This window comes from Wenyingzhuangia sp. 2_MG-2023 (assembly GCF_030548295.1).
Lineage (GTDB): Bacteria > Bacteroidota > Bacteroidia > Flavobacteriales > Flavobacteriaceae > Wenyingzhuangia.
Map to the genome: position 1 here is coordinate 81,896 of NZ_JAUOSB010000008.1, position 22,858 is coordinate 104,753.

19 protein-coding genes are annotated in these 22,858 nt (G+C 32.2%); 14 read left to right on the forward strand and 5 right to left on the reverse strand.

Annotated features, from left to right (window positions below; translation table 11 throughout):
* The first annotated feature begins 113 nt into the window (after positions 1-113).
* From Q4548_RS10365 to Q4548_RS10375, 3 genes are all read left to right on the forward strand, one after another.
* Complete coding sequence (locus tag Q4548_RS10365; RefSeq protein ID WP_303454592.1) at positions 114-989, forward strand: AraC family transcriptional regulator; 876 nt, start codon at positions 114-116, stop codon at positions 987-989.
* Positions 990-1,074: 85 nt separating this feature from the next.
* Positions 1,075-2,280: a multidrug effflux MFS transporter gene (locus Q4548_RS10370; protein ID WP_303454594.1), complete on the forward strand. Its 1,206-nt coding sequence runs from the start codon at positions 1,075-1,077 to the stop codon at positions 2,278-2,280.
* A 148-nt stretch (positions 2,281-2,428) separates the two neighbouring features.
* Positions 2,429-4,381 carry a M1 family metallopeptidase gene (locus Q4548_RS10375; protein WP_303454596.1) on the forward strand — a complete coding sequence of 651 codons (1,953 nt, stop codon included), beginning with the start codon at positions 2,429-2,431 and terminating at the stop codon, positions 4,379-4,381.
* Between the two features lie 53 nt (positions 4,382-4,434).
* Here the strand turns inward: Q4548_RS10375 and Q4548_RS10380 are convergent, their stop codons facing one another.
* The gene (locus Q4548_RS10380; RefSeq protein WP_303454742.1) at positions 4,435-5,097 is read right to left on the reverse strand and encodes a YggS family pyridoxal phosphate-dependent enzyme; all 663 of its coding nucleotides are present in this window, start codon (positions 5,095-5,097) and stop codon (positions 4,435-4,437) included.
* A 201-nt stretch (positions 5,098-5,298) separates the two neighbouring features.
* Between Q4548_RS10380 and Q4548_RS10385 the strand changes: the two genes are divergently transcribed.
* Positions 5,299-6,222, forward strand: coding sequence for a family 16 glycosylhydrolase (locus tag Q4548_RS10385; protein WP_303454600.1), 924 nt, complete (start codon positions 5,299-5,301; stop codon positions 6,220-6,222).
* Between the two features lie 67 nt (positions 6,223-6,289).
* Here Q4548_RS10385 and Q4548_RS10390 read toward each other — a convergent pair whose 3' ends face one another.
* The 3 genes from Q4548_RS10390 to Q4548_RS10400 form a co-directional block, all read right to left on the reverse strand.
* Positions 6,290-7,240, reverse strand: a complete 951-nt coding sequence (locus Q4548_RS10390) for a D-2-hydroxyacid dehydrogenase (RefSeq protein WP_303454602.1) — start codon at positions 7,238-7,240, stop codon at positions 6,290-6,292.
* 30 nt (positions 7,241-7,270) lie between these two features.
* The gene (gene serC / locus Q4548_RS10395) at positions 7,271-8,329 is read right to left on the reverse strand and encodes a 3-phosphoserine/phosphohydroxythreonine transaminase (protein WP_303454605.1); all 1,059 of its coding nucleotides are present in this window, start codon (positions 8,327-8,329) and stop codon (positions 7,271-7,273) included.
* A gap of 84 nt (positions 8,330-8,413) precedes the next feature.
* A complete protein-coding gene (locus Q4548_RS10400) occupies positions 8,414-9,472 on the reverse strand; it encodes an acyl-CoA reductase (RefSeq protein WP_303454607.1) in 1,059 nt (352 codons plus the stop codon).
* Between the two features lie 76 nt (positions 9,473-9,548).
* Between Q4548_RS10400 and Q4548_RS10405 the strand changes: the two genes are divergently transcribed.
* The 10 genes from Q4548_RS10405 (at position 9,549) to Q4548_RS10450 (ending at position 22,565) form a co-directional block, all read left to right on the forward strand.
* A complete protein-coding gene (locus tag Q4548_RS10405) occupies positions 9,549-9,899 on the forward strand; it encodes a 4Fe-4S dicluster domain-containing protein (protein ID WP_303454610.1) in 351 nt (116 codons plus the stop codon).
* A gap of 291 nt (positions 9,900-10,190) precedes the next feature.
* Positions 10,191-11,759, forward strand: coding sequence for a hypothetical protein (locus Q4548_RS10410; RefSeq protein WP_303454613.1), 1,569 nt, complete (start codon positions 10,191-10,193; stop codon positions 11,757-11,759).
* Positions 11,760-11,845: 86 nt separating this feature from the next.
* Positions 11,846-13,678, forward strand: a complete 1,833-nt coding sequence (locus Q4548_RS10415; protein ID WP_303454616.1) for a cytochrome-c peroxidase — start codon at positions 11,846-11,848, stop codon at positions 13,676-13,678.
* A 261-nt stretch (positions 13,679-13,939) separates the two neighbouring features.
* Positions 13,940-15,502 carry a hypothetical protein gene (locus tag Q4548_RS10420; RefSeq protein ID WP_303454618.1) on the forward strand — a complete coding sequence of 521 codons (1,563 nt, stop codon included), beginning with the start codon at positions 13,940-13,942 and terminating at the stop codon, positions 15,500-15,502.
* A 69-nt stretch (positions 15,503-15,571) separates the two neighbouring features.
* Positions 15,572-17,389 (forward strand): cytochrome-c peroxidase, encoded by a 1,818-nt coding sequence (locus Q4548_RS10425; RefSeq protein WP_303454622.1) that lies wholly within the window; start codon positions 15,572-15,574, stop codon positions 17,387-17,389.
* Positions 17,390-17,564: 175 nt separating this feature from the next.
* Positions 17,565-18,590, forward strand: a complete 1,026-nt coding sequence (locus tag Q4548_RS10430; RefSeq protein ID WP_303454623.1) for an SIR2 family protein — start codon at positions 17,565-17,567, stop codon at positions 18,588-18,590.
* A 9-nt stretch (positions 18,591-18,599) separates the two neighbouring features.
* Positions 18,600-20,348, forward strand: coding sequence for an ATP-binding protein (locus tag Q4548_RS10435; RefSeq protein ID WP_303454625.1), 1,749 nt, complete (start codon positions 18,600-18,602; stop codon positions 20,346-20,348).
* A gap of 163 nt (positions 20,349-20,511) precedes the next feature.
* Positions 20,512-20,853, forward strand: coding sequence for a YciI family protein (locus Q4548_RS10440; RefSeq protein ID WP_303454628.1), 342 nt, complete (start codon positions 20,512-20,514; stop codon positions 20,851-20,853).
* Between the two features lie 12 nt (positions 20,854-20,865).
* A complete protein-coding gene (locus tag Q4548_RS10445; RefSeq protein ID WP_303454631.1) occupies positions 20,866-21,324 on the forward strand; it encodes a DUF1569 domain-containing protein in 459 nt (152 codons plus the stop codon).
* A complete protein-coding gene (locus Q4548_RS10450) occupies positions 21,267-22,565 on the forward strand; it encodes an RNA polymerase sigma factor (protein WP_303454634.1) in 1,299 nt (432 codons plus the stop codon). Before Q4548_RS10445 ends, Q4548_RS10450 begins: the two co-directional genes overlap by 58 nt.
* On the opposite strand, the gene Q4548_RS10455 is transcribed toward Q4548_RS10450, so the two are convergent.
* Positions 22,562-22,858 carry a hypothetical protein gene (locus Q4548_RS10455; protein WP_303454636.1) on the reverse strand — a complete coding sequence of 99 codons (297 nt, stop codon included), beginning with the start codon at positions 22,856-22,858 and terminating at the stop codon, positions 22,562-22,564. The genes Q4548_RS10450 and Q4548_RS10455 overlap by 4 nt on opposite strands.

Below are 22,858 nucleotides of genomic sequence, written 5' to 3' on the forward strand. Positions count from 1 at the left end.
TTTAATTATACAAAAATAACGTTTTGATAAGAGTTTGTATCTGTGGATTAAATTGATAGAACAGAAATACAAATTTTAGTTTTGCTATTTTTGTAAATATCAAAAATTGAAAAGTGAAAATATTTGAAACAATAGAGGAATTGTTGCCTGAATTGGACTTGGCAAAAAAAATGATTTCTCCTTATTTTTATATTCTTAGGCTTGATGAATTGAACTATGCCAAAAGAATTGAGAGTTTTCCTCACTACAAACGTTTTTTTGAAATTTCTTTTTATGAAGAAAATAAAAACAAAATTCAAATAGGGCACACCACTTTTCAGGGAATTAAAGACACACTTACGTTTACTTCTCCCATGCAGTCACTTTCCATTCATCGGGTTGAAAGACCTATTGGATATATTATTTTCTTTTCTCCAAAGTTTTTTACACCCGCCAAACATCAATACAATTTTCAGTATGATTTTCCTTTTTTCAAATTGAGTTCCTATCCATATTATAAAATCAGTAAAGAAGAACAAGTTTTTATCAAGCAGATTTTAGAAGTTATTCATAGAGAACACAAGAATAACGAAGCTCATTGCTTAGAAATTATTCAGTCGTATTTAACTATTTTATTAAATTATGTTAAAAGGATTTTAAAAGGAGAATCCGGAAATGTAAAGTTGAAGCGTTACGAAGAAATTACGAGTAAGTTTGAAGAAATGATTTTGAAAGAAACGGTGAGTTATCAAAGTATTTCTGATTATGCAAGCCAATTAAACATCACTCCAATTTACTTGTCAGAATGTGTGAAAAGAGCTACAGGTTTGACCGCTAAGAAAGTACTGATGAATTACCAAGTGTTAAGAGCCAAATCACTTTTGGTACAAACAAATTTACCTGTAGAAGAAATAGCACATCAGATGGGATTTGAAGAAGCAACAAATTTCATCAAATTCTTTAAGAATAACCAAGGAATTACTCCGTTGGCTTTTAGAAAACTACCTTAAAAAGTATCATTTTTTCGAAATTTTGTATTGCTTAGTTGTTCTCTTTAGAGTCTAAATTTGCACACTTTAAAATGCAACTATAAAAATGAAAAGCTTTAAAATAAATACAAATAACCATACGGTTATCACCATTTTAATGGCTGCATTAATTGCATTGTCTCCATTTGCAATAGATTCTTTTTTATCAGCAATGCCTTTGATGGCTACTTTCTTTGGAGTAGAAATCAATATAATTGAGTTGACAATAACTTTATATTTTTTAGGTTTTGCTATTGGTAACTTTTTTGGAGGTCCTTTGTCTGATGCTTTTGGAAGAAAACCCATTGCTTTGATAGGAATAGGACTTTACGGATTTTCTGCTTTGTTGATTACTTTTTGTCATCATATAGAAGTTGTGCTGCTTTTAAGAATTGTTCAGGCTTTTGGAGGAGGTTTTGCTACCGTAACTTCTAATTTGTTTATCCGAGATTGGTACAAAGGAAAAGAAGTTGCTAGACTGATTACAATCACCTCTATGATTATGATGTTGGCTCCTTTATTTGCCCCAGTTATAGGTGCGTTTATCACCCATTATCATGGATGGCATGGTGTTTTTTACTTCTTGTTTTTGTTTGCTATTGTTTTGTTTAGCATCTTTTATATTGGGGTGCCTGAATCTAAAAAGAAAGAATCAATAACAAAAAAAATTACCGGAAAGCAGTTGATAGAAAAGTACAAAGTGTTTTTATCTGATAAAAAATCAGTAATTTTTTTAATGACGATTTCTTTCCCAATTTCAGGATTGTACGTTTTTATTACAAGTGCTTCTTTTGTTTACATAGAATATCTACATGTATCTGTTGAGAATTTTCCACTTGTTTTTGGCTCTAATATTTTACTAAATATTGTTTTGTCATTAGTAAATACCTACCTCTTAAAATTTTATGAACCTCAAAAACTATTGAGAGTTGGATTGATAATGCAGTTAGTAACCGCTTTATTATTGGTAACAACACTTGTGTTTGGTTTTGATACGTTTTGGAATGTATTTGTGTTGATTGTCTTTTTTATAGGAAGCTTGGGATTGATTTTTGGAAATGGATCTGCCATTTTGCTAAATATCAACCCAGAAACAAGCGGATCTGCAAATGCTACATTGGGAATATTTAGATTCTTACTAGGTTTTAGTATTGGTACATTGATAGCCGTTTTTCATTCAGATAATTTAATTCCGATAGGTTTGGCAATGTTTTGCTGTTCTTTAATTGGAAATTTGTTCTTCATCAAATACAAAAAGATGATGGAGTCTTAGAAGTAAGTTTTTATAGTAATTAGTTCTAGTTTCGAAAAGCTTAATGAAAACATGCCTAAAAACATGTTTTTAATTAAGCTTTTCTTTTGATTACTTTGCATGAATGCGTTAATTTTATTCGCTTTAATAAAAATATATATCCCAATTTATGAAACGAATTTTTAAATGGTCTATATTCAGTCTGCTTACTTTTCAGATGTTTACAGTATCGGCTCAAGAGGTAATACCTAACAACCAAAGTGATTTCAATCCAGTATTGTACCGTCAAAGCTCTCCTTATAGATCTGCTTTAGGAGAACCTGGTGACCAATATTGGCAAAATCAGGCAGATTATAGCATTGAAGCAACTTTAGATGACGAAAAAAATACGATTACAGGGCATGTAACCTTGACGTATCATAACACGAGTCCCTACGATTTAAATTATATTTGGATGTATGTGGAACAGAATCGTTTTAAAGAAACATCTAGAGGAACGTTAACAACTCCAATCAATGGAAATCGTTATTCAGGAGATGTAGATGGAGGTTGTACCATTACCAATTTAGAAGCTAAATCAACCAAAAGAGGAGGAGTGTCTTCAAAACACATTATTTCTGATACCAGAATGCAGGTGTTTTTTAAAGAGCCTATTCCTGCCAAAAAAGGTGTAGCAACGGTAAGTATGGACTTTACTTTTGCAATTCCTAAAGCAGGAATGGACAGAATGGGAAGATTGGATACAGAAAACGGAACTGTATATTCTATAGCGCAATGGTACCCAAGAGTTGCCGTGTTTGACGATGTAAAAGGATGGAATACAGAACCTTATTTAGGAGCTGGAGAGTTTTATGTAGATTATGGTAATTACGATTACAAAATTACAGTTCCTTACGATCATATTGTAGTAGGTTCTGGAGCGTTGTTAAACAGTAAAGAAGTGTTGACATCTACAGAAAGAAATCGTTTGGAAGAAGCTTCTAAAAGTGATGATCGAGTTTACATCATTACACCCGAAGAAGTAAACGATGTTGCTAAAACTAGACCAACAAATAAAGGAACACTTACTTGGCATTTTACTATGAAAAATACAAGAGATGTTGCATTTGCTACTTCCAAAGCTTTTGTTTGGGATGCTGCAAAAATCAACTTGCCTAGTGGTAAAAAAAGTTTAGCGCAATCTGTATATCCTAAAGAAGTAGGAGGAAACGAAGCTTGGGGACGTTCTACAGAATATACCAAAGCTTCTGTAGAAAATTATTCAAACCAATGGTTTGAGTATCCTTATCCTAATGCTGTAAATGTAGCTTCTAATGTTGGAGGAATGGAATATCCAGGAGTAAGTTTTTGTAGTTCTAAAAGCAAAGGAGCACGTTTGTGGGGAGTTACGGATCATGAATTTGGACACAATTGGTTTCCTATGATTGTTGGTTCTAATGAGCGTTTGTACCCTTGGATGGATGAAGGTTTTAATACATTTATCAACTACTACAGTGCAAAAGCTTTTAACAATGAAGAGTACCCAAATACATTGAATAGAGGAAGAAAAAGTATGAGTTTTTACAATTCAAAAAATAGAGAAGGAATTGATACGTATCCAGATATTGTAAATACTCGTAATTTAGGAAATACTGCATACAGAAAACCAGGACTAGGATTGGTAATGTTGCGTGAGTATATTTTAGGTCCAGAACGTTTTGATTATGCATTCAAGCAATACATTAAAAATTGGTCTTACAAACATCCACAACCTTCAGATTTTTTCAATGCGATGGAAAATGGTGCAGGAGAAAACCTAAACTGGTTCTGGAAAGGTTGGTTTTATGGAACTGGAAATGTAGATTTGGCCATCAACTACGTACAAGGCTATAAAGGAGATTATATTATTGTTTTAGAGAATAGAGGAGATGTTCCTATGCCAGTTAAATTAAAAGTGACTTATGAAGATGGCACTTCTGAAGTTAAAGACATTCCCGTAGAAATTTGGCAAAGAGGTGATAGTTGGAATTATTTATTGAAAACAGATAAAAAGTTGAAATCTGCAGAAATTGATCCTGATAAAGTTTTACCAGATTTAAATGGTTCAAATGATAAGTGGCCAAGTGACGTTTACAAAGATTAAATATCACAAATACAAATAATAATAAAAAGTTCCAGAATTTTCTGGAACTTTTTTTATTTGGTATAATTTCTATTTCCAAAAATGGCACTTCCTACACGAATCATATTGCTTCCTTCTTGAATGGCTAACGGGTAATCTCCGCTCATTCCCATAGAAATAGTGCTAAATTGTGTGTGTTGATCTTTTAATTGATCGTAAAAGATTTTTAAGGACTTAAATTCTTCTCTAATTTGAATTTCATCGTCCACAAAACTCGCCATTCCCATCAAACCAACAATTTTTATGTTCTCCATATTTTTATAGTCGTAGGAGTTTAAAATATTATTGATTTCTTCTTGAGACAATCCAAATTTAGAATCTTCTTGAGCAATTTTATATTGCAACAAACAGTTGATAATTCTATTGTGTTTCTTGGCTTGTTTGTTGATTTCTTGCAAAGTAGAGAAACTGTCTATTCCATGAATCAAATCCACAAAATGAGCCATGTATTTTACTTTGTTACTTTGTAAATGTCCAATCATGTGCCAAGAAATATCTTTGGGAAGTTCATCATACTTAGCAACCATTTCTTGAATCTTATTTTCACCAAAAACACGTTGACCAGCATCATACGCTTCTTGAATATCAGAAACAGGTTTGGTTTTAGAAACAGCTACTAAAGTTACTCCTTTAGGGATTGTTTTCTGAATGTTTGTTAAGTTTTGAGAAATTGTCATAATGTCTAGTTGTTCTACAAAGATATAAGAATTCATTTTTAATCATTACCATAAAATTGTACAATTTATATGCAAAATAGTTCAAGCTTTGACTAGTTGTTTTTTAGAATTTTACAAAATTGTAAGTTTAGTTCGTAAACTATGTGTGGTGTTGTATTCTAAGCTTACTGTACTTTAACAATTTTAACATATTATACCAAAATGAAAAAAAATAAACTACTAATTGTACTGAGTGTATTCGTAATTACTACAGGTTTTTCACAAACCAAACCAAAAGAAAAATTTACAAATCAAATTGATTTTTCTAAGGCACCCAAAAGAACAAACAATGAATATCCTTTATTTGATCAGGAGAATAAAAATAAGTGGGTATTGTCAGCATTGATGAGTGATGAATTTGATAAAAAAAGTTTAGATACTAAAAAATGGCATCCTAACAATCCAGGATGGAAAGGAAGGCAACCTACTTATTTTCATGGATCTAATGTAAGTTTAAGAGGTGGTGAATTGGTGTTTAAAATCAATCAACATAATAAAGAAGAAGTTTTACCAGAAGGATATACCCATACTGCTGGCTTTATAAAAAGCAAACAAAAAGTGTTGTATGGCTATTTTGAGGCGGAAATGAAATTAATGAACGACACTTGGGTATCTGGTTTTTGGGCTTCTTTAGGAACTAAAGATTGGTGGACAGAGCTAGATTTTTGTGAAAACTCTCCAGTTACTAGAAATCAACAAAATGATTTGAATTCTAACATTCATGTTTTTAGATCTCCAGAAAAATATGGTGGTGTTAAAGAGCACTTTAGTAGAAATAAAAAATACAAAGTCCCTTTTAGTCTACAAGATGATTATCATGTTTGGGGAATTGAGTGGGATGAAGAATTTATCCGTTTTTATATTGATGGAGTTTTATTTAGAGAGGCAGAAAACACACATTGGTACCAACCTTTAGAAATTAATTTTAACAATGAGTCTAACAAGTGGTTTGGTGCTTTACCATCTGAAAAAAGTAAATTAAATGAGGAATTTAAAGTAAAATATTTTCGTTATTGGAGTAAAGGAAAACCGTTGGAAAAAAGAAGTAAAGAGTATGCAGAATCGTATTATGGAGTAAGTAAATAAAACTTTATAAATCAAAAAACCCTTATTAAAATTAATAAGGGCTTTTTTATGTTTATGCGATATCTAATTACTTCAATATAGAAATAATTTGAGAAGCTAATTCAGTTCCAATACGGTCTTGAGCTTCTAAAGTAGCTGCACCAATATGTGGAGTTAATGAAATGTTAGGATTCATTAATACTTTCATAGATGGTTTAGGTTCGCTTTCAAAAACATCCAATGCTGCTTTTGAAATTTCACCAGCCTCTAAAGCTTCAATCAAAGCAACTTCATCAATTACACCACCACGAGCAGCGTTGATAATGATTGCTGTATTTTTCATGATTTTAAATTCAGGAGCACCAATAACGTAACCATCTTGAGCAGGTACGTGTAAAGTAACAAAATCAGCATTCTTTAATACTTCTTCTTTAGAAGTTGTATTAATGGTAAAGCTTACTTTTTGTCCATCAAAGAATTCTAAATCTAAATCTACTTTTTCAAAGAAAGGATCAAAAGCAATTACTTTCATACCTAATCCTAAAGCAATTTTAGCAGTAGCTTGACCAATACGACCAAAACCAATCACTCCTAAAGTTTGACCTTTCAACTCAACTCCCTTAGCGTAAGATTTCTTTAAAGCACCAAACTTAGTATCACCTTCTAAAGGCATGTTTCTGTTTGAATCTTGTAAGAAACGTACCAAACCAAATAAGTGAGCAAATACCAATTCTCCAACAGAGTGAGAAGAAGCAGCTGGAGTATTGATTACGTGTAATCCTTTATCTTTTGCATATTGTACATCAATGTTATCCATTCCTACACCACCACGACCGATGATTTTTAAAGAAGGACAAGCATCAATTAATTCTTGTCTTACAGTAGTTGCAGATCTTACTAAGATTACATCAACGTTGTTTTCGTTAATGTAGTTTTCTAATTGATCTTGAGCAACTGTGTTTAAAATTACTTCAAATCCTGCTTTTTCTAAGGCATCAACACCAGATTGTGCTAAACCGTCGTTTGCTAAAACTTTCATTTAATTATTGTTTTTTGCTTAAAATAAGCGTTAAAATTTCTTCATTACGTCAATTAAAACTTGTACGCTTTCAATAGGCATGGCATTGTAAATAGAAGCTCTAAATCCTCCTACAGAACGGTGTCCTTTTACGTTGCTAATTCCAGCTTCTGTACAAGCAGCTAAAAATTCAGCATCTTTAGAAGCATCGTTTAATAAGAAAACTACATTCATTAAAGAACGATCTTCTTTAGCCACGTTGTTTACAAAAGAAGGATTGTTGTCAATCTCGTTGTAAAGCAAAGCTGCTTTTTCTTCATTCTTCTTAGCAATAGCCTCTAAACCACCAATTGATTTCATGTATTCTAAGTTTAACATAGAAACATAAATAGCAAAAACAGGAGGCGTGTTGAACATGCTTTCTCCTTTGATATGAATTTGATAATCCAACATTGAAGGAATCGTTCTACCTGTGTTACCTAGAATGTCTTTTTTAATAATTACCAAAGTAGCACCTGCTGGACCTAAGTTTTTTTGAGCACCCGCATAGATAATTCCAAATTTAGAAACATCAACAGGTTTAGAAAAAATATCAGAAGACATATCTGCAACTAAAACAGCATCTGTTTTTGGAGTTTCTTTAAACTGAGTTCCAAAAATTGTGTTGTTAGATGTGTAGTGTACATAATCTACATCGCTAGGAATGTTAAATCCTTTAGGAATGTAATTATGGTTGGTATCTGCAGAAGAAGCAACTTCTACAACCTCTCCAAAGTTTTTAGCTTCTTTTAACGCCTTGTTACTCCATGCACCTGTATTGATGTATGCAGATTTTCCTCCATCAACTTTCATTAAGTTGATAGCAGTCATTAAGAATTGCATACTAGCTCCACCTTGTAAAAACAATACTTCGTGAGTTGCTGGTACATTTAAAATTTCTTTAACCAAAGCTACTGCTTTATCATAAACAGCTACAAACTCTTTACTACGGTGTGAAATTTCAATTAATGACAGTCCTGTGTTTTCAAAATCTAAAATTGCTTGACTTGCTTTTTCAAATACTTCTTGAGGTAGTATTGAAGGACCTGCACTAAAATTATGTTTTTTCATTCTATGTTTCATTTTTGGAAAGGACAAATTTAAAAATTCTAAGGTCTCTAGCTCTAAGTTTAACAATTTATTTTTATTGATTTTTTATGATATTAACAAAAATTCAATAGTATCTATGTTATCTGCGTAATTCCATAATTTAGGTCTTTGTGTGGTACCTAATTTTACAGAATCCTCAATAGAAAGCTCGGTTGCAATACATTGAATTTTTTCAGAATCTGCTTTTAGCTTCTTTTTTAGGCTAGATAAATCATCATAAGTTTCATAAAACAAGCAAGCAATAGGAGATGCATAACTTTCATCTTCTTTGAGCATTAAAAAACCATTTTCTTGAATTTTAAAAAGACTCATTAAGAAGACTGCTTTGTTGTAATCGTAATTGTTTGCGTATTTGGTATAGTTGATGATTTCTTTGTGTTTGTAAACCGCTTTAAATAGGTTGTCAAAATCATACCCTTTAGGAACAAAAACTTTAGAAATACTTCTGCACCCTAATCCGTAATATCTAAAAATATCATCACTCAAAGCTTCTAATTGTTCGTGCGTTTCATTTCCGTCTAAAATGGCAACAGCATTTCTGCTTTTTCTTATAATATTTGGATATTTTCCAAAATAATAATCAAAATACCTGGCAGTGTTGTTGCTACCTGTGGCAATTACAGCATCGTAATTTTGTAATTTTTCTTCGGTAAACGTAAAAGATCCTTTAAAACTAGGAGTTACATATTCCAAATATTTGGCTATTAGAGGAATAAAATATTTATCGTTAGAAGATAGTTTGGCTAAAACTTTGTTTCCTGTGATGGCTACACATAAAAAATCGTGAAAACCTACCAACGGAATATTACCAGCCATAATAACGGCAATGGTTTTGTTAGCTGTATCTGGAATTTTATAAGATTCAAGCCACTTTTCTATATTGGATTCTGTCAAAGCATTGCTCCAGCTTTCTATAGAAAACAAAACGTTTTCTTGGGTAAACCAACTGTTGTATTCTTCGGCTCTTTTTATTTGCAATGCAAAAGCATCAAAAAACAAATCGTTGTGTGGAACGTTGTCTTTTTTTACAATTTGATCTTTTTTAAATTGTTGTAAAAATTTCCCTAAAGTTACAAATGCTTTTTTTCTCTTATCTAAACTCATTATAAGTTAGTTTGTGGTTTTTGAATGAATGCAAAAAGTATTATTTTTGTGGCACAAATTTAAAGAAAAAAGAACGATGGCAATTATAATAACGGATGAATGTATTAATTGTGGGGCTTGTGAACCAGAGTGTCCAAATAATGCAATATATGAAGGAGCTGAGGAATGGAAATATTCTGAAGGTACTTCTTTGGAAGGAGATTTTGTGCTACCTAACGGAAACTCTGGAAATGCGGATGAAGAACAAGAGCCTATTTCTGATGAAGTATACTATATAGTACCAGATAAATGTACAGAATGTAAAGGTTTTCATGATGAGCCACAATGTGCTGCTGTTTGTCCAGTAGATTGTTGTGTGCCTGATGAAGAAGTAGTAGAGTCTGAAGATGAATTGTTGGCAAAACAATCATTTTTACACAAAGACTAACTTTAAAATTTTAAGCTTACAAAACTCCAAATATTTTTATTTGGAGTTTTTTTTGTGCCAGATGTAAATGTTTTTATTCAATCTAAATACTATTTGATTGGTGGTTAACATGGCTAAAGTATTGCTCAATTTGAGTTTATAACAATTGTAAATTTGTTAGGGTAAGGTTTCGTTAACAAACTTTACATTCAACTAACAATAAGAGTAGGATTTGTTAAATGTGAGCTTACATGGTTTGTTTTGATGTGTAATTAAGTTTGTGGTATCAAAAACAAAACAAACTTTTTTAAAATGAAAAAATTATTAAAATTATCATCATTAGCTTTAATTGCTGCCATGGCAATTTCTTGTGGAGAAGATGGAATTGACGGAATTAACGGAGAAAATGGAGTAGACGGTACCAACGGAACCGATGGTCAGGATTTTACACCTCCAACTACTGAAACCATTTTTGAAAACAAATCTAATTTAAAGCCATTAGTGGCTATGGATTCTCAGTTTAACTTTGTTGAGACTTATTCTTTGGTAAGTTCTAGCGATGTATTAAATTTTGGAGGAGAAGATTTTAGAATTGGTGGTGGTGCAGATGGTGCAGGTTTATTAAAGACGGATACTGGGTATGAGTATGTAGTAAACTTTGAAGATCATTTTGCTGTAGGAAGACTAACATTAGATCAAAATTTTAATATAACAGATGCTACTTATTTATTGAATTCTAGCGTTGCAGATTATGCTCGTCAGTGTTCTGGTACTATGTGGGAAAAAGACATTCACGGTGGAGATAAAGATTTATTCTTATCTGCTTCTGAAGCTTTTCACTTTAAAGTAAAAGGAATTGATCCTTTGGTAGAAACTGCAACTCCAACGGCTGATTTTAATTTACCAGCATTGGGAGAGTTTGAATGGGAAAATGCAGTTCCATTGCCTAAAAACACATATGCAGGTAAAACAGTTATTATTGGAGGAGATGATGATTCTTCTAATTCTGAAGGTCAAGTAATTATGTATTATTCAGAAAATGGAGATGCAGATTTAACGGGTGGTAAAATTTATGTATTGCGTGTAAAACAAGTTTCTGATGGAGCTGGTAATGTAATAGATGCTGCTGCAAGTACAACTTATGATGAATCTGATTTTGATTTTCAAGAGACTTACGATGCAGAATTTGTAGAAATTGTAAACGGAGCTTCTTTAACTCAAGTAGAAATGGAAACAGCTTGTGAGGATGTAAATGCTTCTCATTTTATGAGAGTAGAAGATGTAGATTACCAAAAAGGTGCTGAAGCAAATGCATCTAATGTGTTTTTTGCTGTAACAGGACGTGGACCAGGTAAAGGTACTTACAATGACTGGGGAACAGTTTATAAATTAGAATTAGATGCTACCAACCCATTAGAAGGTAAGTTAACACAAGTAATTAGTGGTAACACTTCAGGAATTAACAATGGAGACGGTAATTTAGATTTGTTACAAAGCCCTGATAACATTTGTGTAACAGAAAACTATATTTATACTCAAGAAGATCCTAACTCTTTTGATAGAAACCATGCAGCATACATTTATCAATCTGATTTAAATGGAAACAATCCTAAAAAAGTATTAGAATTGGTAGTACGTCAAGATTTAGCAATTGATAAATCAACTGGAGTAAGTGGTGAATTTGGTTCTTTAATAGATATTTCTGACAAAGTAGGTGAACCAGATACATTTATGTTAGCATTACAACCTCACTACTGGCAGAGTACTGAATTTGCAGGTGTTGATGGAGGTACTCAATCTTTAGAGCACCCATGGATTGGTTCAGGAGAACCTTACTTAGAAGGATCTCAAATTGTCATCATCAAAGGATTGCCTAGATAGTTTTTAGAACATACTTAATAATATAAAGTCTTTGTCGGTGTTAAAGCTGACAAAGACTCTTTTTGTCTTTATCAATATTAATTTTCATGAAATTTATTTATCATCCATTCATCTACATTTTAATGTTATCTGTATTTGTTTCTTGTAAAAAGAATTCAAATCAAAAAACAGTAGAATCCTCAAGACCTTACCATCAGTTATGGGAAAAAGCAGATGCGTATTATTTGCAAAACATAGATGAAGCATTAGTTTGGTTAGATTCTTTACACAAAGTAGGATTAGGAACACAACAAACAAAGACACTTTTTCAAAACGTAAGAAATTCGTTTAAAAAAGCAGAAGCTTATGCAGGAGTCTTAAATCCAGAAACCACACATAGAGCTAATGGACCCGCATTGCCTTTTTATAAGGATGATAGTGGTAAGGTTATTCAAGCGATGGGTTTGCAAAAATTAGAAGAAACGATTTATGCAGATGAAATTCATAAAGCTGATTTTGAAAGAGAAATTTATTTTCAAAAAGGATTTTTTGAGAATTTAAGATATAGTATAAATGAAAGAGAATTAAATGCGCAACGTTTTTTTATAGGAACGCATCAACAAATTATGCGTTTGGTTAGTTTGGCTATGGTTGGGTTTGATACTCCTACCACAGGAACAAGTATTCAAGAATCTGTTTTGTCTCTTAAAAGTTTAGAAGATGTTTATGTGTTGTCTATTCAATCCATCATTCAACAAAAAGACAAAAAATTAGACAGTATTTTTGTAGAGAACATAAAAGATGCGATTGACTTTATTCATCAAGATTCAGACTTTGAAACTTTTGATCGTTATACATTTATAAAAGACTATTTAAATCCTATTACCCGAAATTGGGTAGCTATTAGACAAACAAGTGAGTTGTGGGAAAGTAATTCTAAATATTATCCGTACAATTTTAATGCTCCTACTTTTTTTGAAGAAGATAGCTTTAACGTGAATCATTTTTTGGCAGCAAATGATAAAAATCCAACCAAAGAAAGAATTGCTTTGGGACAAAAATTATTTTTTGATAAAAATTTATCTAGCAAAGGAAATATGGCTTGTGCTACCTGTCATTTACCATCAAAAGCATATTCTGATGGTTTGGCTTTAGGAAAAGACAATATGGGACATGAATTAGAGCGTAATTCTCCAACATTAATCAATAGTATTTATCAAAAAGCATTCTTTTGGGATGGTAGAGCCACCAATATAGAAAGTCAAATAAATTCCGTGTTTACCAACAAAAAAGAGTTTGACTCTCAAGTACATCAATTTTCAGGAAATATTTTAAAAGACACTACCTATTATAGTTTGTTTAAAGAAGCCTACGGAGTGGTTCCTAAAAAGAACAAAGAAGTAGTAAGAGCACTTTCGGTATATGTTTCTACTTTAAAAGGGTTTAGTTCTAAGTTTGATAAAAACATTAGAGGAGAAGAAAACACATTTACCCCCTCAGAAAAAAAAGGATTCAACCTGTTTATGGGAAAAGCCTTATGTGCTACATGTCATTTTATGCCTTTAACCAACGGAACGGTACCTCCGTTTTTTAGTGAAACAGAAAAAGAAATTATAGGAGTTCCTAAAACAGGAAAAAATAAAGAGTTAGATGAAGATAAAGGTTTTTACTGGGTGTTTGAAGAAGAGATTCATAATGGAATGTTTAAAACGCCAACCCTTAGAAACATTGCTTTAACCGCTCCATACATGCACAACGGTGTGTACAATACCTTAGAAGAGGTGATGGATTTTTACAACAAAGGAGGTGGAGCTGGTTTAGGCTTTGATGTGCCACACCAAACCTTGCCTTTTGACAACTTAGATTTGTCTGAACAAGAAATAAAAGACATTATTACTTTTATGAAGACCTTAACCGATGTACCCCAAGAAATGTATTAATTACAATATAAAAGGATACTTAAAAGAGAAATGGGTTTAAAAACTGATTTCTCTTTTTTGTTTTGTATTGTTTTTTTAAAAACTACTTTGTAAATATAAAACTACCTGAATGTTAGCTTAGTGTTAATGTATGTATAGTACTATTTTTTGTATAATAAGAACGATAAATTGAAGCAATAGTACACTTAATGATACTATTTTACCCCTTTTAGCATTTGTTGAAAATTAGATTTGCCACCAAACTTTAAAAAACAACAAATAATGAAAATTTTAAAATTACCCTTATTACTAGCGTGTATATCACTAGCTACATTAACTACTAGCTGTTCAGAAGATGGATTAGATGGTTTAAATGGAGAAAACGGAATAGACGGTCAAGATGGAAAAGACGGACAAGATGGACAAGATTTAACTCCAACTCTAGAAGACAATGAAATGTTTTACAACAAATCTCTTATTGAGCCGTTGGTAAACATTTATCCAGAATTTTCTTCTTCAGTAAAAGCTTATTCTTTGTTAACTTCTGTAGATGTTATCGGAGAATCAAACTTTCAAATTGCGAGTACAGTTGATGGTGCAGGATTGATTCATGAAGCATCTGGTGATGGATTTATTTATGTAGTAAACTGTGAAGATGCAAAAGCCACAGCTCGTTTGCGTTTAGACAATAATTTAAATCCTCTTTCGGGTGATTATTTGTTAAACTCTGGGGTGGCAGATTATTCTAGACAATGTTCTGGAACCATGTGGGAAAAAGAGATTCACGGTGGAGATAAAGACGTGTTTTTGTCTGCTTCTGAAGAATCTATTAGTAATGTGGTAAAAGAGTTGGATCCAAGAGTAGAAACTCCAAACCCAACAGGAGATTACGGAAACAAAGCATTAGGACATTTCTTATGGGAAAATGCTGTGCCATTACCTAAAAATACTTACCCAGGAAAAACAGTAATTTTAGGAGGAAATGATTTAGATGGTGGACAACCAATCTTGTATTTTTCAGAAAATGGAGATGCAGACAGAACCAATGGAAAAGTGTATGTGTTAAGAACAAAACAAATTTCTGATGGTACTGGTGGAGTAATTAGTGCTCCTGATGCAGAAAGACATGATGAAAGTGATTTTGATTTGAAACAATCATACGATATTGAATTTTTAGAAATTCCAAATGCTAAAAATTTAAGCACTAACGAAACATCTAACTATTACAAAAACACGTTGTTTGCTACTTCTTTTGTAAGAATGGAAGATTTAGATTACCAAAAAGGAAGCGATGCCAATGCTCGTAATATTTATTTTGCTGTAACAGGTAAAGGAGCAGGTAGAGGAACCGTAAACGATCAAGGAACTGTATACAAATTAGAGTTGGATGAAGATTCTCCGTTAACAGGTAAATTAACCAAACTTATTAGTGGTAACGATAGCGATTTAGGAAAAGAAGGATATTTAAGACCTTTGCAAAGTCCTGATAATATTTGTGTTACAGAAAACTACGTGTACATTCAAGAAGATCCTAATGGAGGAACTTGGAACAGAGGACACTCTGCGGCTATTTATCAAGCAGATTTAGCGGGTGATAATGTAAAAACGGTATTAGATCTAAAAGTTAAATCTTTAGGAAATAATAGTTTAAGTATTGTAGAAAGCGGAGAGTTTGGTGCGTTAACAGACGTGTCTGAAAAAGTAGGTGTACCAGGAACTTTCTTATTAAATATTCAGGTAAAATACTGGCAAGACAATGCTTTTAAAGCGTTAGACGGTCATGATGGACCTGGTGAGGCTGATAGAGCTTCTCAAATTCTAATTTTAAGAGGATTGCCTCAGTAATTAAATAATTTTAAATAGACAATAGTTCCCAAAATTCTCTTTTGGGAACTATTTTTTTAACCCCTTTACATGATGAAATTAAAATTATTTGGACTTTTAAGTATGTTGCTTTTTACGTTTACAGCATGTTCATACAAACAAAAAAAACAGCCTAAACAGGGTGTAGATTGGAGCATGGTTCAACAATATTATCTAAATAATTTAGACAGTACACTTGTATTGCTAGCTAATTTAGATAGTATTGACAGAACCTCTAAACACAACGTTACTGTTTTTAAAAACATACGAACAGCGTTTAAAAAAAGTGAGCCTTATTTGTCTTATCTAAATCCCAAATCAGGACATCGGGTAAATGGTCCTGCTTTGCCTGTTTTTAGAGAAAATAGTGGAAAAATATTGCCTCCCGTAGGATTGCAAACATTAGAAGAATCTATTTTTTTAGGAGAAACAACATCTCAAGAATGGAAGGATAATATAAACTTTATCAAAGGAACGTTAGAAAAAGTAAGAAAAGAAATGGTGTACTATCAGTTAGATGCCAAGCGTTTTTTTCTGTCCACACATCAGCAATTGCTTAGAATTGTAAGTTTTTCTATGGCGGGTTTTGATACTCCTGTAAGTCAGTGGGGTGTTACAGAGGCAAAAACGTCTTTACAAAGTTTGTTGTTTGTTTATCAAAAAAGCATTCAAACAATTATACGAAGTAAAGATCAAAATTTAGATACAACCTTTGTAAAATCGATACATCAAGCTATTCAAACCATAGATTATCATAAGAATATTGCTACTTTTAACAAGTTCGATTTTATCAAAAATCATCTAAATCCTATCACAAGACTTTGGGTAACTATTAGAAAAAAGAGCGATTTGTGGCAACCCAATGGTGTATATCCTTTTAATTTAGATGCTCCTACTTTTTTTGAAGAAAATAGTTGGGATGTCAATCATTTTGCCTCTCCAAAAAATCAAAATGCTACTTTCAATCAAATTGCTTTGGGAAAAAAATTGTTCAACGATGCTAACATTTCAAAAACAAGAGATCTGTCTTGTGTTAGCTGTCACAATCCTAAAAAAGGCTATGCGGATGGACTTCAGTTTTCTTTAGACAACTCAGGAAAACCATTGACTCGAAATTCGCCAACATTGATCAATTCTATTTTTCAAAAAGCATTTTTCTGGGATGGAAAGTCAGGAAATTTAAACGAGCAAATTAGCAATGTTTTTCAAAACGATAAAGAATTTAATAGTACAGTTCATCAGTTTTCTGATCAAATATTGGTAGATACTACTTATGTAAACTTGTTTAAAAAAGCCTATGGAAAAGTACCTGAAAGCAACCACGATATTGTAAGAGCTATTGCTTCTTACGTAGCTACTTTAAACGGTTTTAGTTCTAAATTTGATAAAAACATTAGAGGAGAAGAAAACACATTTACAGTTTCCGAAAAAAGAGGATTTAATCTATTTATGGGGAAAGCTTTGTGTGCAACTTGTCACTTTATTCCGCTAACCAACGGAACGGTGCCTCCTTTTTATAGCGATACGGAAAAAGAAGCCATTGGTGTTCCTAAAACAAAAAACAATCAAGAATTAGATCCCGATTTAGGATTTTACCACATGTACCAACAAGAATATCATAAAACAATGTTTAAAACTCCCACACTTAGAAATATTGAGTTGACAGCTCCTTATATGCACAATGGTGTGTACAATACTTTAGAAGAAGTGCTAGATTTTTACAACAAAGGAGGAGGAGCAGGTTTAGGTTTTCACGTTCCCAACCAAACCTTGCCTTTTGACAATTTAGACTTGTCAGCACAAGAAATAAAAGATTTGATTGCTTTTATGAAAACGTTAACGGATGTGCAAGAAGAGATAGTTTATTAAGTAAACAGTTTTGCCATATAGGAAAAGGAATAGAAGGAAACTTCTGTTCCTTTTTTTGTTTGTAAGTATTGTTTTAACAATTGTTATTTAGGAGTGGATTTGTGTTATTTTAGTAGAGAAATGATACTTGTAAATTCTATAAGATATCATGTTTTGTATTTAAAAAAAATGTTAAATGGAAAAAGAAGTAATACTAAAACAAATCCAATCTTGGACAAATAACATTCCTCTTATAATTCTTGGTAGTGGAGCTTCTGTTCCTTTTAAACTTCCTTCAATGTGGGTTTTAGGAGATTATATAAAAAAATCAATTAGTTTTTCTGATTCTAATGACCGAAGTCAGTTCACCGAATTTATTGACGAATTTGACAAAACAGGTGACTTAGAGACAACACTAACAAAACTTCAATTAGGAGAAAATGTACTTTCAGAAATTGTAAATAAAACTTGGGAGTTAGTAAATAAAGCTGACTTAGAAGCTTATGAAAATTTTATAACTAATCACACTAATTTTCCGTTGGCTAATCTAATTAAACATTTTTTAGATACAGCAGGTAAAAAAGTTAGTATTATTACGACAAACTATGACCGACTTGCTGAATACGCTTCAAGTCTAGCTAAAGCTGTTATTTGTACTGGCTATTCTCAAAACCCTATTGGGCATTTTTCTAACAGTATTCAATCAAATAATTTAGGATCTTTAAAAGGTTATAAAGGACAAGTGAATATCTGGAAAGTTCACGGTTCTTTAGATTGGTTTAAATCTAAAGAAGATGAAAATATTCAATTACCAAATAGGCGAAATATTCCTCAAGATTACAGACCACTGATAGTTACCCCAGGTTTGAGCAAATACTCTGAAACACATAACGAACCTTACAGAACTATTTTAACACAAGCGGATACTGAAATTGAACAAGCTAATGGTTTCATTTGTATTGGTTATGGTTTTAATGACATTCACGTTCAGCCTAAACTTATTACACAAATAAAGAACAATAAACCTATCATAGTAATAACTAAAGAACTTACCCCAAAAACTAAGCAAGCAATTATTGATAATAATTGTAAAAACTATATGCTTATTGAAGAAGTCAATTTAAAAGATACAAGAATTTTTTCTTCCAAATTTGGAGAAGTAACAATTAAAGATACTAGTTATTGGGAATTGGGAGAATATATAAAACTAATAATTTCATAAAATATCACTATGGCAATATTTACATTTGAAGAATCTGCAACCATCGGGACTGTTTTTAGTGTTGATACTGCAACAATTATTGTAAAAGTTGATGAATTGGATAAACTTCGTAAACTTCAAGTAAATCATTTAATTGCAGTTAAAAGTTCAAAAGCTGGACAACATTTAATTGGTATAATCAGTCGGATTACTCGCAAAGTTTCAGATGATGAAAACCCAGTAAACGAGGATTTAGGAATGACAAATTTCTTACTTACCGAAAACATCCTGAAAGTAAATTTAATTGGAACATTAATCGATAAACATGGAGAAAAAGAAAATGTATTTAAAAGGACTTTAGACACAGTGCCTGAAATTGAAGCAAATTGTTTTCCCATTGATGGGGAAAATATCACCAAATTTATGAGAACAATATCTTCACAAGAAAACTATGATGTACCCCTATCTTTGGGTAAATACTCAATTGATGAAAATGCAGAAGCATTTTTAGATGGAGATAAACTTTTTCAAAGGCACGCAGTAATTGTTGGAAGCACAGGTTCCGGGAAATCTTGGTGTGTAGCCAAATTAGTAGAACAAATTGCAAAGCTTCCAATGGCTAATTCTCTTTTATTTGATATACACGGAGAATATAGTGGTGAAGGTTTTAAATCTGATGGAATTCAACATTTAAAAATTGCAAATCCAGCCGATTTAGGTAAGACAGGAAACCTTGAAAATAATGTACTTATGCTTCCCTACTGGCTTTTAACATATGAAGAGATGTTAGCTATGTTGTTAGATAGAAGTGATAGTAATGCCCCTAATCAAGCTATGGTTTTTTCAAAAACAGTTTTTAACGAAAAAATTAAGTTTTTAGAAAGTATTGGAGATACAACTTTTAAAGATAGCATCACAATTGATAGTCCTATTCCATACAAAATGGAAAATGTATTGAATGAAATAAAAAGATTAGATACAGAAAGAGTTCCCGGAGCAAGAGCAAATACAGAAAAAGATGGCCCTTTTAATGGAAAACTAACCAGATTTATTCAACGGTTAGAGGCTAAAAGTCAAGATAAAAGACTTGGTTTTATGTTTCAAATTTCAAATGACGAACTTGAAATTGATTGGTTAAATAAATTGTGTAATTTATTAATGCAAGGTTCAAATAACAATGACAAAAAAGCAGGAGTAAAAGTTATTGATTTCTCAGAAGTTCCTTCAGATGTTTTACCATTAGTTATAGGATTAGTTGCCAGAATCGTATTTACAGTTCAACAATGGACAACTAATGATAAAAGACATCCAATTTGTTTATTATGTGATGAGGCTCATTTATACATTCCAGAACGAACTAGTCAAGATTCCGCTTCTGAATTAGGTTTAAAGAATTTTGAAAGAATTGCTAAAGAAGGTAGAAAATACGGAGTTAGTTTAACTGTTATTAGTCAACGTCCAGCAGAAGTAAACAGAACTGTTTTAAGTCAATGTAATAACTTTATTTCATTAAGGCTATCAAATGCAGAAGACCAAGCTGTTATAAAAAGGCTTCTTCCTGATAATCTTTCTGGTTTAACCGATGTTTTACCAATTCTTGATATTGGAGAAGCATTAATAGTTGGAGATTCTTCGCTTCTACCAACAAGAGTAATAATAGATGAGCCAACAATTAAACCGCAAAGTGCAACAATTAAATTTTGGGAAGAATGGAGTAATGAAAAGGCAGAACAAGATATTTCAAGTGCAGTAATTGGATTAAGAAAGCAATCGAAATAACAATAACCATAGGAGGTATACTTGGCATAGAAATCATCATTTGTCACATGTTGAAAACGGACTCACATCATAAGGACAATACAATTAAAAAAACAAAGAAACTCTGTCCTATTTTAAAAACCTCAATCGTTATAAAAGTATAAACCAAAACACAATAGTAATTATGACAGAATTTATGATGATTTTTAGAAACGAGCAAAGCAATCAGCCAAAACCATCACCAGAACAAATGCAAGCCATGATACAGCAATGGCAAGATTGGATTGGAGGTATTGCAGCACAAGGAAAATTTGTTAGCACCAATGCTTTGGGGTACGAAGGTCAAACGGTAAATGCCAACGGAGTGGTAAGCGATGGACCTTATGCTGAGGTAAAAGAAATTGTAGGCGGGTATATTATTGTAAAAGCAGAGGATTTGTCTGGTGCTGTACAACTTTCCGAAGGTTGTCCAACGCTCTTGATGGGAGGAAAAGTTGAGGTTAGAGATGTAATGGTAATCAATTAAATAAAAAACAAGATGGCTTTACCCAATATATTTACCAAAGAAGTTTCAGAACAAGTAATTGAAAGAATCAACCATTTACAACCAGAAACAAAAGTGCTATGGGGAAAAATGAACGTTTCACAAATGTTGGCACACTGTAATGTTACTTACGAAATGGTGTATGAGGACAAACATGAACAACCTAATTTTTTTATGAAGTTTATTTTAAAATCGTTCATCAAAAAAATAGTAACCAACGAAGTTCCTTATAAAAAGAACGGACAAACAGCTCCTGCTTTTGTCATCAAAGAAACTAAAAATTTTGAAGCAGAAAAAATACGTTTGGTGGATTACATTAGAAAAACTCAAGAATTGGGAGCTTCTTATTTTGATAACAAAGAATCTCATTCTTTTGGAATATTAAGTGTTAGTGAATGGAACAATATGTTTTACAAACATTTAGACCATCATTTACAGCAGTTTGGAGCGTAACCTTTATGCAAGAAAAAGAACTCATACCACAATTATTTAAAACAGAGTACAGAAAAATAATTTCTGTACTCTGTAAATTGTTTGGACTGGTTCATATAGAAGTTGCAGAAGACATTGCAACCGATACTTTTTTATTGGCTTCGGAAACTTGGGGACTCAAAGGAATTCCAGAAAATCCAACCGCTTGGTTGTATGTAGTCGCCAAAAATAAAACCAAAGACTATTTAAAAAGAACTCAATTATTTACAGACAAAATTGCTGTAGAGCTCCAAAATACACAAGAAAACAGTACAGAATGGGAGTTAGATTTGTCTGAAGAAAACATACAAGACAGTCAACTACAAATGTTGTTTGCGGTGTGCAATCCTATCAATAGTAATGAATCTCAAATAGCATTGGCTTTAAGAATTCTTTGTGGTTTTGGTATTGATGAAATCGCCAATGCACTTTTAAGCAGCAAAGATACCATCAACAAAAGATTGTATAGAGCAAAAGCTGTGTTACGAGAAAATAAGATTGACTTGTCTTTTCCATCTCATGTAAATTTGGAAACCAGACTAGATAATGTATTGTCTATTTTATACTTGCTTTTTAACGAAGGGTATTATTCATCTACCGCTAAAAACACGTTTAGCAAAGAGTTATGTGTAGAAGCCATGCGTTTGCTGTACATTTTATCAGAAAATAAAAGCACCAATTTGCCCAAAGTAAATGCTTTAATGGGATTGTTTTGTTTTCATTCCTCTCGTTTTAATGCGAGGTTTGATGGAGTAGGAGTACAGATTGTTTACGAGAAACAAGATCAAACAAAGTGGGATCATCAACTGATAGAAAAAGGAGAATTCTATTTGAATCTTTCTTCTAAAGGAGCTCAAATATCAAAATATCATTTAGAAGCAGGTATTGCCTTTTGGCATACTAGAACAAAGGTAGATCAGGTAGAAAAATGGAATGGTATTTTACAATTGTACAATAGACTTTTGCAAATAGAATATTCACCTATCATTGCTTTGAACAGAACCTATGCCTTAGCGATGGCTACGGATAAAATAACTGCTTTAAAAGAAGCCATCAAAATTGATTTGAAAGGAAATCCACTGTATCAAGCTCTTTTGGCAGAATTGTATAGAGGGCTAGACAATCAAAAAGAAAGATTTCATTTACAATTGGCTATAAAATTGACCAAAAATGAACAGGAAAAAATGTTATTGCAAGAAAAGTTAAAACAAGCAACCGTTTAATTAGGCAATTTTCTTTTGATGTTGGCAATCACAAAAAGACCTAACATTCCCGAAACAATAGAAATAAATAGATTGACTCCCAACAAAAAATAATTTACTTTTTGATGGATCATAATATCATTGGGCGTAAAGCCAAGCCTACCAAAACTTTTGATGACAAAAATACTGGCAAAAACTCCAATAATAATATTGGCTGTAATACCCAAAGAGAGGTTGGATTTTAGAAAGCCTAAAAAAACGGCTCCTAAAATTCCAACCAATATGCTTAATAAAGAAATAGATGTTTCTGTCAT